15 protein-coding genes are annotated in these 14160 nt (G+C 30.6%); 14 read left to right on the forward strand and 1 reads right to left on the reverse strand.

Translation table 11 applies throughout. From position 1 onward, the window contains the following. The first annotated feature begins 9 nt into the window (after nucleotides 1-9). From pglA to pssA, 11 genes are all read left to right on the forward strand, one after another. Nucleotides 10-1140, forward strand: coding sequence for a N,N'-diacetylbacillosaminyl-diphospho-undecaprenol alpha-1,3-N-acetylgalactosaminyltransferase (gene pglA / locus AJN70_RS01860; RefSeq protein WP_070295433.1), 1131 nt, complete (start codon nucleotides 10-12; stop codon nucleotides 1138-1140). Continuing rightward, nucleotides 1133-1735 carry an undecaprenyl phosphate N,N'-diacetylbacillosamine 1-phosphate transferase gene (pglC, locus tag AJN70_RS01865; protein WP_002861839.1) on the forward strand — a complete coding sequence of 201 codons (603 nt, stop codon included), beginning with the start codon at nucleotides 1133-1135 and terminating at the stop codon, nucleotides 1733-1735. The genes pglA and pglC overlap by 8 nt, the downstream gene beginning before the upstream one ends. Further along, the gene (gene pglD / locus AJN70_RS01870) at nucleotides 1722-2312 is read left to right on the forward strand and encodes a UDP-N-acetylbacillosamine N-acetyltransferase (RefSeq protein WP_032603433.1); all 591 of its coding nucleotides are present in this window, start codon (nucleotides 1722-1724) and stop codon (nucleotides 2310-2312) included. Before pglC ends, pglD begins: the two co-directional genes overlap by 14 nt. Before the next feature lie 97 nt (nucleotides 2313-2409). Further along, entirely contained in the window at nucleotides 2410-3570 is a 1161-nt protein-coding gene (gene pglE, locus AJN70_RS01875) for a UDP-N-acetylbacillosamine transaminase (RefSeq protein ID WP_002880712.1), read from the forward strand. Between the two features lies 1 nt (nucleotide 3571). Further along, nucleotides 3572-5344, forward strand: a complete 1773-nt coding sequence (gene pglF, locus AJN70_RS01880; RefSeq protein WP_053872407.1) for a UDP-N-acetylglucosamine 4,6-dehydratase (configuration-retaining) — start codon at nucleotides 3572-3574, stop codon at nucleotides 5342-5344. Beyond that, nucleotides 5344-6237, forward strand: coding sequence for a PDC sensor domain-containing protein (locus AJN70_RS01885; RefSeq protein ID WP_053872406.1), 894 nt, complete (start codon nucleotides 5344-5346; stop codon nucleotides 6235-6237). Before pglF ends, AJN70_RS01885 begins: the two co-directional genes overlap by 1 nt. 112 nt (nucleotides 6238-6349) lie before the next feature. Further along, a complete protein-coding gene (locus tag AJN70_RS01890; RefSeq protein WP_032603349.1) occupies nucleotides 6350-6742 on the forward strand; it encodes a chemotaxis response regulator CheY in 393 nt (130 codons plus the stop codon). 22 nt (nucleotides 6743-6764) lie between these two features. Then, nucleotides 6765-7613 carry a 50S ribosomal protein L11 methyltransferase gene (locus AJN70_RS01895; RefSeq protein WP_002861833.1) on the forward strand — a complete coding sequence of 283 codons (849 nt, stop codon included), beginning with the start codon at nucleotides 6765-6767 and terminating at the stop codon, nucleotides 7611-7613. Continuing rightward, nucleotides 7613-9550, forward strand: coding sequence for an ATP-dependent zinc metalloprotease FtsH (ftsH, locus tag AJN70_RS01900; RefSeq protein ID WP_070233034.1), 1938 nt, complete (start codon nucleotides 7613-7615; stop codon nucleotides 9548-9550). The genes AJN70_RS01895 and ftsH overlap by 1 nt, the downstream gene beginning before the upstream one ends. Next, nucleotides 9547-10164 (forward strand): phosphatidylserine decarboxylase, encoded by a 618-nt coding sequence (locus AJN70_RS01905; protein WP_044779141.1) that lies wholly within the window; start codon nucleotides 9547-9549, stop codon nucleotides 10162-10164. The genes ftsH and AJN70_RS01905 overlap by 4 nt, the downstream gene beginning before the upstream one ends. Nucleotides 10165-10173: 9 nt before the next feature. Beyond that, complete coding sequence (gene pssA, locus AJN70_RS01910) at nucleotides 10174-10902, forward strand: CDP-diacylglycerol--serine O-phosphatidyltransferase (RefSeq protein WP_002859122.1); 729 nt, start codon at nucleotides 10174-10176, stop codon at nucleotides 10900-10902. Here the strand turns inward: pssA and AJN70_RS01915 are convergent. Beyond that, entirely contained in the window at nucleotides 10893-11690 is a 798-nt protein-coding gene (locus tag AJN70_RS01915) for a ferritin-like domain-containing protein (protein ID WP_002870517.1), read from the reverse strand. The genes pssA and AJN70_RS01915 overlap by 10 nt on opposite strands. Before the next feature lie 89 nt (nucleotides 11691-11779). On the opposite strand from AJN70_RS01915, the gene AJN70_RS01920 reads away from it, so the two are divergent. The 3 genes from AJN70_RS01920 to cetZ all read left to right on the forward strand — a co-directional run bounded on the left by AJN70_RS01920 (nucleotide 11780) and on the right by cetZ (nucleotide 14150). Next, nucleotides 11780-12139 carry a methionine-R-sulfoxide reductase gene (locus AJN70_RS01920; protein ID WP_002861829.1) on the forward strand — a complete coding sequence of 120 codons (360 nt, stop codon included), beginning with the start codon at nucleotides 11780-11782 and terminating at the stop codon, nucleotides 12137-12139. A gap of 14 nt (nucleotides 12140-12153) precedes the next feature. Next, nucleotides 12154-12780 (forward strand): MarC family protein, encoded by a 627-nt coding sequence (locus AJN70_RS01925; protein WP_074470041.1) that lies wholly within the window; start codon nucleotides 12154-12156, stop codon nucleotides 12778-12780. Nucleotides 12781-12860: 80 nt separating this feature from the next. Then, nucleotides 12861-14150 (forward strand): energy taxis response protein CetZ, encoded by a 1290-nt coding sequence (gene cetZ / locus AJN70_RS01930; protein ID WP_070233038.1) that lies wholly within the window; start codon nucleotides 12861-12863, stop codon nucleotides 14148-14150. Nucleotides 14151-14160: the final 10 nt, after the last annotated feature.

Consider the following 14160-nt stretch of genomic DNA (forward strand, 5'->3'; position numbering starts at 1 on the left):
GGGTTGAAAATGAGAATAGGATTTTTATCACATGCAGGAGCGAGTATTTATCATTTTAGAATGCCTATTATAAAAGCGTTAAAAGATAGAAAAGACGAAGTTTTTGTTATAGTGCCGCAAGATGAATACACGCAAAAACTTAGAGATCTTGGCTTAAAAGTAATTGTTTATGAGTTTTCAAGAGCTAGTTTAAATCCTTTTGTGGTTTTAAAGAATTTTTTTTATCTTGCTAAGGTTTTGAAAAATTTAAATCTTGATTTTATTCAAAGTGCAGCACATAAAAGCAATACCTTTGGAATTTTAGCAGCAAAATGGGCAAAAATTCCTTATCGTTTTGCTTTGGTAGAAGGCTTGGGATCTTTTTATATAGATCAAGGTTTTAAGGCAAATTTAGTGCGTTTTGTTATTAATAATCTTTATAAATTAAGTTTTAAATTTGCACACCAGTTTATTTTTGTCAATGAAAGTAATGCTGAGTTTATGCGGAATTTAGGACTTAAAGAAAATAAAATTTGCGTGATAAAATCTGTAGGGATCAATTTAAAAAAATTTTTTCCTATTTATGTAGAATCGGAAAAAAAAGAGCTTTTTTGGAAAAATTTAAACATAGATAAAAAACCCATTGTGCTTATGATAGCAAGAGCTTTATGGCATAAGGGTGTGAAAGAATTTTATGAAAGTGCTGCTATGCTAAAAGACAAAGCAAATTTTGTTTTAGTTGGTGGAAGAGATGAAAATCCTTCTTGTGCAAGTTTGGAGTTTTTAAACTCTGGCGTGGTGCATTATTTGGGTGCTAGAAGTGATATAGTCGAGCTTTTGCAAAATTGTGATATTTTTGTTTTACCAAGCTATAAAGAAGGCTTTCCTGTAAGTGTTTTGGAGGCAAAAGCTTGCGGTAAGGCTATAGTGGTAAGTGATTGCGAAGGTTGTGTGGAGGCTATTTCTAATGCTTATGATGGACTTTGGGCAAAAACAAAAAATGCTAAAGATTTAAGCGAAAAAATTTCACTTTTATTAGAAGATGAAAAATTAAGATTAAATTTAGCTAAAAATGCCGCCCAAGATGCTTTACAATACGATGAAAATAATATCGCACAGCGTTATTTAAAACTTTATGATAGGGTAATTAAGAATGTATGAAAAAGTTTTTAAAAGAATTTTTGATTTTATTTTAGCTTTAGTGCTTTTGGTGCTTTTTTCTCCGGTGATTTTAATCACTGCTTTACTTTTAAAAATCACTCAAGGAAGTGTGATTTTTACCCAAAATCGCCCAGGGTTAGATGAAAAAATTTTTAAAATTTATAAATTTAAAACCATGAGCGATGAAAGAGATGAAAAGGGTGAGTTATTAAGCGATGAATTGCGTTTGAAAGCTTTTGGAAAAATCGTTAGAAGCTTAAGTTTGGATGAGCTTTTACAACTTTTTAATGTTTTAAAAGGGGATATGAGTTTTGTTGGACCTAGACCTCTTTTGGTTGAGTATTTACCTCTTTACAATGAAGAGCAAAAATTACGTCATAAAGTGCGTCCAGGTATAACAGGGTGGGCGCAGGTAAATGGTAGAAATGCTATTTCTTGGCAGAAAAAATTCGAACTTGATGTGTATTATGTGAAAAATATTTCTTTTTTGCTTGATTTAAAAATCATGTTTTTAACAGCTTTAAAGGTTTTAAAACGAAGCGGGGTAAGCAAAGAAGGCCATGTTACAACAGAGAAATTTAATGGCAAGAACTGAAAAAATTTATATTTATGGTGCTAGTGGTCATGGGCTTGTTTGTGAAGATGTGGCTAAAAATATGGGTTATAAAGAATGTATTTTTTTAGATGATTTTAAAGGAGTGAAATTTGAAAGCACCTTACCTAAATATGATTTTTTTATAGCCATAGGAAACAATGAAATTCGAAAAAAGATTTATCAAAAAATTTCAGAAAATGGCTTTAAAATTGTTAATCTTATCCATAAAAGTGCACTTATAAGTCCTAGTGCAGGTGTGGAGGAAAATGCAGGAATTTTAATCATGCCTTATGTAGTAGTTAATGCTAAAGCCAAAATAGAAAAAGGCGTGATTTTAAATACTTCAAGTGTGATTGAACATGAATGCGTGATAGGGGAATTTTCTCATGTGAGTGTAGGGGCTAAGTGTGCGGGCAATGTAAAAATCGGTAAAAATTGTTTTTTAGGGATTAATTCTTGTGTTTTGCCTAATTTAAGCTTAGCAGATGATAGTATTTTAGGTGGTGGAGCAACTTTGGTTAAAAGTCAAGATGAAAAAGGTGTTTTTGTGGGAGTGCCTGCAAAAAGAAAAATATGAAATGATTATAAAAAGATTTTTGTTTGATTCTTTGTAAATTTTTTTAGGTAAAATAGAGTCAATTTATAAAAATTTTGTTTTATACAAAGGATAAATCATGAGATTTTTTCTTTCTCCTCCGCATATGGGTGGCAATGAATTAAAATACATAGAAGAAGTTTTCAAAAGCAATTATATAGCACCTTTGGGTGAATTTGTAAATCGCTTTGAGCAAAGTGTAAAAGATTATAGCAAAAGTGAAAATGCCTTAGCTTTAAATTCAGCCACAGCGGCTTTGCATTTAGCTTTAAGGGTGGCAGGGGTAAAACAAGATGATATCGTTTTAGCTTCTTCTTTTACTTTTATCGCTTCAGTAGCACCTATTTGTTATCTTAAAGCAAAGCCTGTATTTATAGATTGTGATGAAACTTATAATATTGATGTAGATTTGTTAAAACTCGCCATTAAAGAATGTGAAAAAAAACCAAAAGCATTGATTTTAACTCATCTTTATGGCAATGCTGCAAAAATGGATGAGATTGTTAAAATTTGCAAAGAAAATGAAATTGTTTTAATCGAAGATGCTGCCGAAGCTTTAGGAAGTTTTTATAAGAATAAAGCTTTAGGAACTTTTGGAGAATTTGGAGTTTATTCTTATAATGGTAATAAAATTATCACCACTTCAGGTGGAGGTATGCTTATAGGAAAAAATAAAGAAAAGATTGAAAAAGCAAGATTTTATAGCACTCAAGCAAGGGAAAATTGTTTGCATTATGAACATTTAGATTATGGTTATAATTACCGTTTAAGCAATGTTTTAGGAGCTATTGGCGTAGCACAAATGGAGGTTTTAGAACAAAGAGTGCTTAAAAAAAGAGAAATTTATGAGTGGTATAAAGAATTTTTAGGAGAGCATTTTAGCTTTTTAGATGAATTAGAAAATTCAAGAAGTAATCGCTGGTTAAGTACAGCTTTGATTGATTTTGATAAAAATGAACTTAATGCTTGTCAAAAAGATATAAATATCAGTCAAAAAAATATCGCTTTGCATCCAAAAATTTCAAAACTCATAGAAGATTTGAAAAATGAACAAATAGAAACAAGACCATTATGGAAAGCTATGCACACTCAAGAAGTATTTAAAGGAGCTAAGGCTTATCTTAATGGCAATAGTGAGCTATTTTTCCAAAAAGGAATTTGTTTGCCAAGTGGCACGGCGATGAGTAAAGATGATGTTTATCAAATTTCAAAACTGATCTTAAAGAGCATAAAGGCTTAAAATGATTTTTTATAAAAGCAAAAGATTAGCATTTTTTTTAACTTCAGATATTGTTTTAATTTTACTTAGCGTTTATCTGGCTTTTTCTTTGAGATTTAGTGGAGATATTCCGAGTATTTTTTATCATGGTATGATGATTTCTGCTATTATTTTGCTTGTTTTAAAACTTTTATTTTTGTTTGTTTTTAGAATTTATAAAGTAGCTTGGAGATTTTTTTCTCTCAATGAAGCAAGAAAAATTTTTATTGCTTTGCTTTTAGCTGAGTTTTGTTTTTTTCTTATTTTTTATTTTTTTAGTGATTTTTTTAATCCTTTTCCAAGAAGTGCTATTGTGATAGATTTTGTTCTTTCATATATGTTTATAGGTACTTTAAGAATTAGCAAAAGAATGCTTGTGGATTTTAAACCTTCTAAAATGAAAGAAGAAGAAACTCCTTGTATTGTAGTAGGGGCAACTTCTAAGGCTTTGCATTTGTTAAAAGGCGCAAAAGAAGGTTCTTTAGGGCTTTTTCCTGTGGGTGTAGTTGATGCGAGGAAAGAGCTTATAGGGACTTATTGTGATAAATTTATTGTAGAAGAAAAAGAAAAAATAAAATCTTATGTAGAACAAGGGGTAAAAACTGCCATTATTGCTTTAAGACTTGAACAAGAAGAGCTTAAAAAACTTTTTGAAGAACTTGTAGCTTATGGTATTTGCGATGTAAAAATATTTTCTTTTACAAGAAATGAAGCAAGAGATATCAGTATAGAAGACTTGCTTGCTAGAAAACCAAAAGATTTAGACGATAGTGCTGTGGCGGCTTTTTTAAAAGACAAGGTAGTTTTGGTAAGTGGAGCAGGTGGAACTATAGGCAGTGAACTTTGTAAGCAATGTATTAAATTTGGCGCTAAGCATCTTATCATGGTTGATCATAGTGAGTATAATCTTTATAAAATCAATGATGATTTAAATTTATATAAAGAAAAAATTACTCCTATTTTGTTAAGTATTTTAGATAAGCAAAGTTTAGATGAGGTATTAAAAACTTATAAACCTGAGCTTATTTTACATGCAGCCGCTTATAAACATGTGCCTCTTTGCGAACAAAATCCACATTCAGCAGTAATTAATAATATTTTAGGAACTAAAATTTTATGCGATAGTGCTAAAGAAAATAAAGTAGCTAAATTTGTGATGATAAGTACAGATAAAGCAGTACGACCAACAAATATTATGGGTTGCACTAAGAGAGTTTGCGAGCTTTATACTTTAAGTATGAGTGATGAAAATTTTGAAGTTGCTTGTGTGCGTTTTGGTAATGTTTTAGGTTCTAGTGGTAGTGTGATACCGAAATTTAAAGCACAAATTGCCAATAATGAGCCTTTAACTTTAACACACCCTGATATAGTGCGTTATTTTATGCTTGTGGCTGAGGCAGTGCAACTTGTTTTACAAGCTGGAGCTATCGCAAAAGGGGGAGAACTTTTTGTTTTGGATATGGGTAAGCCTGTGAAAATCATAGATTTAGCTAAAAAAATGCTTTTACTTTCTAATCGCAATGATTTAGAAATTAAAATCACAGGCTTAAGAAAAGGTGAGAAGCTTTATGAAGAGCTTTTGATTGATGAAAATGATGCTAAAACACAATATGAGAGTATTTTTGTAGCAAAGAATGAGAAGGTTGATCTTGATTGGCTTAATAAAGAGATAGAAAATTTACAAATATGTGAAGATATTTCAGAGGCTTTATTAAAGATTGTGCCTGAATTTAAACACAATAAAGAAGGTGTATAATGTATATAAAAGATATACAAAGATTTGAAGATAATCGCTATCGTGCTAGAGCTTATATGAGTTATATTTTAACAAGAAATTTACCTAATAAACTTCCTGATATTCACCTTGAAACGATTAAAACAGCTTTGGATAAAATAGCTCATGAAGTTGTTGTTTTTGATGCTTTGTATATTTTAGATATTTCAGGCATGCAAATAGAAAATGCGATTTCCTTAAATAAGGCTCATGAAATAGGGCAGGGTGAGGATAGAAGTACTCGTTCTTATTTTTATAGAGCTGTAAAATTAAGACGATGCGTTTTAAGCGATCCTTATCCTTCGGTTTTAAACAACGAACTTTGCGTGACAGCTTCTATGCCAATTTACGATGATAAAAATAACTTGCTTTTTGTTGTTTGTATCGATATCAAGCTTGAAGATATTTTAAGGATTATTCAAGCAGGAAAATTTGAGTTTATTTTTACTCAATTTAGTCGTTTGGTATATTTTTGTTTCGCACTGGTTTTATTTGTGATTACTTGCTTTTTATTTCAAAAAGGTTTTTTTAGTCTTTTTGATAATCAAGCTATAGGTATAGAACATATGTTTGAAAGTACTATTGCTATAACTTTAGCTTTAGCTATTTTCGATTTGGCAAAAACTTTGATCGAACAAGAAGTATTAGGAAAAACAAAAAAAGAAGAAGGCGGAATTCAAAAAACTATGGTGAGATTTTTAGGTTCTATTATCATTGCTTTGGCTATAGAAGCTTTGATGTTGGTATTTAAACTTGCTATTGGTGATTTTTCTCAGATGATTTATGCGATTTATCTTATCGGTGGAGTGAGCTTGCTTCTTTTAGGTTTAAGTGTATATTTATTTACGGTTAAGTATAAAAATAATAATATTTGAGTAAAATTTTAAATAAAAGATGATATAATGCTATTTTTTAAAATTTTTTAGCTTGATTAATAAGGCTAAAAAGGGTAAAATAAAACTATAAAAACTTTGAAAGGACGAAATTGTGAAATTGTTAGTTGTTGATGACAGTTCTACTATGAGAAGGATTATTAAAAATACCCTAACAAGACTTGGACACGATGATGTTTTAGAAGCTGAGCATGGCGTTGAAGCTTGGGATTTATTAACTAAAAATGAAGATGTAAAAGTTTTAATTACAGATTGGAATATGCCAGAAATGAATGGCTTGGAGTTGGTAAAAAAAGTAAGAGCAGAGAAAAAATATGAAGATATGCCCATTATCATGGTTACAACTGAGGGCGGAAAAGCTGAAGTGATTACTGCTTTAAAAGCTGGCGTAAATAACTATATTGTAAAACCTTTTACTCCACAAGTTTTAAAAGAAAAGCTTGAAGATGTTTTAGGAATAGGAAGTGGAGAAGGTGCAGCTGAGTAAAGGCTGATTTTTAAAATTCTAAATGCAAAAAAAATATTACGAATTGTTCTTTATCGTAGAAGAGCAGTATAAAAATTTATTTCTTGATTTTGCTTTTGATTTAGGTATAGAAGCTATAGAAGAGAAAGATAATGGTGTTTATATTAGATCCCATGAGAGTTTAGAAGAGCTTTCATGGGCACTTGAAATATTTGCTCAAAAACTTACAACTACTTTCAATTTAAACCATAAAATTATTTCTAATTTAAGTCTTGTAGAGAAAGAAAACAAGGACTGGATACAAGAATATAAAAACGGCATAAAACCTATTTTGGTGGATAATGTTTATATCCATACCACTTGGCAAGAAGAAAAAAAGAATTATATAAATATAAAGATTAATCCAGCCTTAGCCTTTGGCTCAGGACATCATGAAAGCACATATTCTTGTGTAAAATTTTTACAAAAATTTTCTAAAAGTAAATTAAGAGCCTTAGATCTTGGTTGCGGTAGTGGAATTTTAGGTATTATCATGGCAAAGTTTGGTTGTAATGTTGAAATTTGTGATACTGATGAGTTGGCTATCGATAGTTCTTTGGAAAATGCAAGATTAAATGATGTCGATTTTCATAAGACTTGGTGTGGATCTATAGATAAAGCAAATGGTTTATATAACCTAATTGTTGCAAATATCATTGCAGATGTGATTTTAATTTTAGAAAAAGATATTAAAAACCATTTAGAAGATAATGCTATACTTATTTTGTCAGGAATTTTAGATAAATATTCAACAAGAATTAAAGAAAAATTTCAAGATTTAGAACTCATTGATGAAATGCAAATCAATGAGTGGTGTAGTTTTGTATATAAAAACAATAAAAAGGATAAGTAATGAATAATAATACCCCAAATAATAAGGGTAATCCGCAGGGTAATAATTTTTTTAACAAAAATCCCATTTTTATTTTTGCGATTTTTGCAATTGTAATGATAATTATTTTTAAGGGATTTTTTGATGGCAATGGTTCTTTTGGTGGGGCATTGAATGGTAATGAAGTAAATAAAAATGTCCCTTATTCTGAGTTAAAAAAGCTTATTGAAAATGGACAAATCAATCAAGTTAGTATAGGACAAACAACAATCAAAGCAATTTCAAGCTCTCACAATACTGTTTATACAGCAAAAAAAGTTAACGATCCTGAGCTTGTGAGTTTACTAGATAGTAAAAATATCGCTTATGGTGCGTATTCTGAAACAAATTGGTTTACGGATATACTTTTTTCATGGGTTTTGCCAGTATTTATTTTCTTTGGTATTTGGATGTTTTTGGCAAGTCGTATGCAAAAAAATATGGGAAGTTCTATATTGGGTATAGGAAGTTCTAAGAAACTTGTAAATTCAGAAAAACCTAAAGTAAAATTTAGCGATGTAGCTGGTGTTGAAGAAGCTAAAGAAGAAGTAAAAGAAATTGTAGATTTTTTAAAGTATCCTGAAAGATATATTAAATTGGGAGCGAAAATTCCAAAAGGGCTTTTGCTTGTTGGGCCTCCAGGTACAGGAAAAACCTTGCTTGCAAAAGCAGTTGCAGGTGAAGCTGATGTGCCGTTTTTTAGTGTTTCAGGCTCGTCTTTTATAGAAATGTTTGTGGGTGTAGGCGCTTCTCGTGTGAGAGATTTGTTTGAAAATGCAAAAAAAGAAGCTCCTGCTATTGTTTTCATAGATGAAATAGATGCTATTGGTAAAAGTCGTGCGGCAAGTGGCATGATGGGTGGAAACGATGAAAGAGAACAAACTTTAAATCAGCTTTTGGCTGAAATGGATGGCTTTGGGACAGAAAGTTCCCCAGTCATTGTTTTAGCAGCAACAAATCGCCCAGAAGTTTTAGATGCAGCACTTTTAAGACCAGGAAGGTTTGATAGACAAGTTTTGGTTGATAAACCTGATTTTAAAGGTAGGTGTGATATTTTAAAAGTGCACATGAAAGATGTAAAAATCTCCCCAAAAGTTAAGGTAGAAGACATAGCACGCTTAACCGCAGGACTTGCAGGAGCTGATCTTGCAAATATTATTAATGAAGCGGCGCTTTTAGCGGGTAGGGATTCTAAAAAATATGTAGAACAAAATGATTTAGTTGAAGCTGTTGAAAGAGCTATAGCAGGACTTGAGAAGAAATCACGTCGTATTAATGAAAAAGAAAAGAAAATTGTTACTTATCATGAATGTGGTCATGCTTTAATCGCTGAAACTACCAAAGGTGCAAAACGTGTAAGTAAGGTTTCTGTGATTCCGCGTGGTCTTGCGGCTTTAGGTTATACTTTAAATACTCCTGAGGAAAATAAATTTTTAATGCAAAAACATGAGCTTATCGCTGAAGTAGATGTACTTTTGGGTGGTCGTGCAGCTGAAGAAGTGTTTATAGGTGAAATTTCAACGGGTGCAAGTAATGATTTAGAAAGAGCAACTGATATCATAAAAGCTATGGTTTCTATGTATGGTATGAGTGAAATTGCAGGACTTATGGTGCTTGAAAAACAAAGAAATACTTTCTTAAGTGGTGGACAAACCATAAAAGATTATTCTGAAAAGATGGCAGAATCTTTAGATGATTATGTAAAGAAAACCTTAGATGAACGCTATAAAGATGTTAAAGATACTTTAAATACTTATAAAGGAGCGATTGAGACTATGGTAGCAGCCCTTTATGAAGAAGAGACTATTGAAGGCGCTAAAGTGCGTGAGATTATTAAAGAGTTTGAGGAACAAAATAGTCTACCAACTCGTTTGCAAGAGCTCGAAGAAGTTAAAATTGAAGTTAAAGTAGAAGAATGAAAGATTTTATTGCAAAAGATGGATATTTAAGTCTTATTATTTTAAGCTTGATTTTTATTTTTGTGTGGATTTTTTATTCTTTTTCCATCCTACTATTAGCATTAATTGTAATTTGTATTTTTCTTTTTAGAGCACCCAAAAGAGAACTTGTTTGTAGTGATGAAAAAGCTATTTTTGCACCTATAGATGGCAGGGTTACTAAAATAGAAAATATTCATCATAAAGATTTAGGTGAATGTGTTGAAATTACTATTAAAAATGCTCTTTATGATGCTGGGAATTTTAATACACCTTTTGCAATGTCTATAATAGATATTCGTTTACGACACGGGCTTTTTTTGTGCAGTGAATTAAAATCTGCAAAAATGATGAATGAAAGAGCTTTTATTTTGGCAAAAGTTAAAGAGAATAAAACGATAGCTTTGCGAATTTATGCAGGTTCTTTTGATAGAAAATTAAAGCTCGATAATATTTCTCATGATTTAAAAGCAGGAGATAGAATGGGTTTTTTAATTAATGGCTCTATAAGTTTACTTTTGCCAAAAGATACTAGAATTCATATAGGCTTAAATGATGAAATTAAAGCAGGTTCATTGTTAGGCTATTTTGCGTAAGGAAAAATAATGAATAACAGACCGCAATTAATCTATATTTTACCCAATCTTTTTACAGCTGCTTCAGCTTTTTTAGGGGTTATTTCTATTATAGCTTCAATACATGGAAATTATTATACAGCTTTGATTTATATTATTTTATCTTTGATTTGCGATGGGCTTGATGGCCGTGTTGCAAGACTTACAAATTCTACTTCAAAATTTGGAGTAGAATTTGATTCTTTAGCTGATCTAGTAGCTTTTGGAGTTGCTCCAGCGGTTCTTTTTTATATGGCTATAGGTTATGATTTTGGAAAACTTGGATCTTTGATTACGGCTTTTTTTGTGGTTTTTGGAGCCATTCGTTTGGCGAGATTTAATGTTACCACAGGCACTTATGAACCTTCTGTTTTTATAGGTCTTCCTATACCTACTGCAGCAGTTGTGAGTGCTATATGGACTTATGCGTTTATCAGTTATGATTTTTTAAAGCCTTATGGTGTAGTTTTTTTGGTGCTTCAAGCAATTTTGGGGCTTTTAATGGTAAGTAATATACGCTATCCCAGCTTTAAAAAGCTTGATTTTAATCGTTCTAGCGTTTTAAAAGTTTTAATTATATTAATTATAATATTTTCATTTTTATATCTTTATCCCCTTGAAAGTTTAGTAATTTTAGCAAGCTTGTATGTGCTTTATGGAATTATTCGGGTTTTATATACCATTATTGTTTCAAAATTTAAGATAAGAAATCAAGAGTAAAATTTTTCAATGACTTCGCATTCTTCTTGAGTGAAACCAGCTTTGATTCTTGCCTGAATGTTAAGTTTTTTTCCTGCAAGAGAGAATTGTTTAAATGTTTTGCAAAGCTCGATAAAATCATACTTGTTTTGATTTGAAAATTTCCACCAAGTATCTCCTTTTTTAACGTGTTTTATTTCATCATTAAGTATAATTTCAAGATATTCCATTAAAAGATTTTTAATGGAGTGATTGGAGCTTTCAAGTTTTTGAACAACAAATGGGTTGGCATCAAGCCCTTTAGCTTCTAAACCTCTATGAACTACTCCCATTCTAAAGCTTAAAGAGTCTTTCGTAGCTTCTAGAGCAGATTCTAAATTATCATGCACTGGAAAATCTCCATATTTGTAACCAAGTTCTTCAAGTACTGAATTTAAAAGTTTGAAATGTTTAATTTCCTCATCTGCTACCTCCAGCCAATCGTAATAAAATTGCAAAGGTAGATTTTTAAAGCGATAACTCGCATCTAAAGCCAGGTTAATTGCATTAAATTCTATATGAGCGACTGAATGAATTATTTTAGCAAGCGCATGAGTTGAATTGACAAATTTAGGTCTTCTTATACGCGTAGGATGAAGTAAGGTAATTTGTTGTGATGTATTTTTTTTGAAAATGCTTTGATTCTCGTGATTAAAAATAAATTTGTGGCTTTTAAAGTCTTCATAAAAATTTTGAAAAGAGTGAAATTTTATATTTGTATTTTTTTCATATAAAATATTTTGAAGCTCTTGAAAAAATTCTTTTTGCATTTAAAACTTTCTTGAAAATTATAAAAATTTATCATTTAAAATTGAAATTTTAATTATATAATATAAAAATTATTTTACAAGGGTAGATCATGAAAGAATTAAATGAAGAAGAAAAAAAAGTAATTTTAAATAAAGGAACAGAAGCTCCTTTTAGTGGGAAATATAATGATTTTTATGAAAAAGGAATTTATCAATGCAAGCAATGTGGAGCTTCGCTTTATAAATCCGAAGATAAATTTAAATCAGGTTGTGGATGGCCTAGCTTTGATGATGAAATAAGAGGGGCTATTAAAAGAATTCCTGATAAAGATGGGATTAGAACCGAGATTGTGTGTGCAAACTGCAATGGACATTTAGGTCATGTTTTTGAAGGAGAAGGGTTTTCTGCTAAAAATGTAAGACATTGTGTAAATTCTATTTCTTTGGAATTTGTAAAAACTAAGGATTGATAGTGTTTTCTAGTATGGGTTCTGAGCTTTATTTGATATTTTTTGCTGCAATTACTTTACTTGCCATCTTAAATCCTTTTGGTAATTTAACTCAATTTTTGGCTATGAGTGATGGATTGCCTTTAATGCTTCGAAAAAAACTTTTTAGAACTATTCTCTATACAGCTTTTACTATAGTTTTGGTATTTTTACTATCAGGACCTTTATTTATGAACTATATTTTTAGAGTTTCATTAGATGATTTAAGGGTTTCTGGTGGCTTAGTCCTTATTATAATGGCTATTAAAAATTTACTTTTTTCAACAAAAATTGCAACTAAGGATTTTAGTTCTTATCAGGATATAGATGATAAGGAAATTTTAAGACAGAGTTTAATACCTATGGCATTTCCTATGCTTGTTGGGCCTGGAACTTTAGCTAGTATTATCGTTATAGCCGAAGATGGTGGGCTTGATGTTGCTCTTGGCGGAGTAATGATAGCTTTTATTTTTATGTTTATACTTTTTCATTTTGCAGCTACTATAGAAAAAATAGTTGGAAAATTGATTTTACATGTTTTTTCTCGTATAGCACAAGTATTTATTGCTGCTATGGGGTTTAAGATGATTATTGTAGGTTTAAAAGATATATTTAACTTATAAATTAATATAATTTTAAGTAAATAATACTATATAAATATGATATAATTTTAAAATAATTTATTATTAAAAAGGTGAGTTTTATGTTTGGTGCTAAGAAAAACAATACTGAAATAATTGAACAACTTGAAAAAAAGTGTAATGGTTTAGGAGATATTTTAAGATCTATTGGGAATACCATGGCGGTAATTGAATTTACCACCGATGGCGTTATTTTAGAGGCAAATCAAAATTTTTTAACAACTATGAAATACTCCCTTTCAGAGATCAAGGGCAAGCATCATAGTATGTTTTGTTTGCCTGAAGTTGTTAATTCTTCAGCATATAGTGATTTTTGGAAAGATTTAAGAGATGGAAAAGCTAGAAGTGGTCTTTTTGGACGTATAGCTAAGGGAGGGATAGATGTTTATTTAGAAGCAAATTATCTTCCAATTAGTGATAATAATGGTCATGTTTATAAAATTATTAAATTTGCCAATGATATAACTCAAAGACATTATGAAATGCTTGATCTTAGAAATACTATTGCTGCTGCTAATCGTTCTATGGCTATTATTGAATTTAAACCTGATGGGACTATTATTACGGCTAATGAAAATTTTTTAAGAACTATGGATTTTAATATTGATGAGATTAAAGGAAAGCATCATAGTATGTTCTGTGATTCTAATTATAGACACTCTAAGGACTATGTTCAATTTTGGGAAGATTTAAGAGAGGGCAAATTTCAATCAGGTAAATATATAAGATACGGAAGAAATAATAAAAAAGTATACCTTGAAGCAAGTTATAATCCGGTTAAAAATGATGATGGGAAAATTTACAAGGTTATTAAATTTGCTACAGATATAAGCGAACAAGTTAAAAAAGATCAAGAAAAACTTCGCCTCATAAGCGAACTTGCAGAAAAAAATGATAATCTTACTCAAGATGGAGATCGTGTAATTGAAAACACTGTTTCAAATGTTCAGAATATTGCTGATATGATGTCTCAAAGTTCAAATCTTGTTTCCTCATTAAATCAACAATCAGATGAAATTAAATCTATTATTCAGACTATTAGTGATATTGCTGATCAGACTAATCTGCTTGCTTTAAATGCTGCTATTGAGGCAGCACGTGCTGGTGAACATGGTAGAGGTTTTGCTGTTGTTGCTGATGAAGTAAGAAATTTAGCTGAAAGAACAGGGCATTCAGTTAATGAAATTACCACTACGATTAATTCTATTCGTAATGTTACATCACAAGTGGTTGAGAGTATTAAAAGCGGTTTAGAGGATGTTAATCAGAGTGTTGAACTTGCAAAAGAAGCAAGAGAATGTATGGAGAAAATTCGTGAAAGCTCTGCTGAAGTTGCTAAAGCAATGTCATAAGCGTGATTTT

Origin of the sequence: Campylobacter sp. BCW_4341, assembly GCF_001764255.1 — a bacterium.
Classification (GTDB): Bacteria; Campylobacterota; Campylobacteria; order Campylobacterales; family Campylobacteraceae; genus Campylobacter_D; species Campylobacter_D jejuni.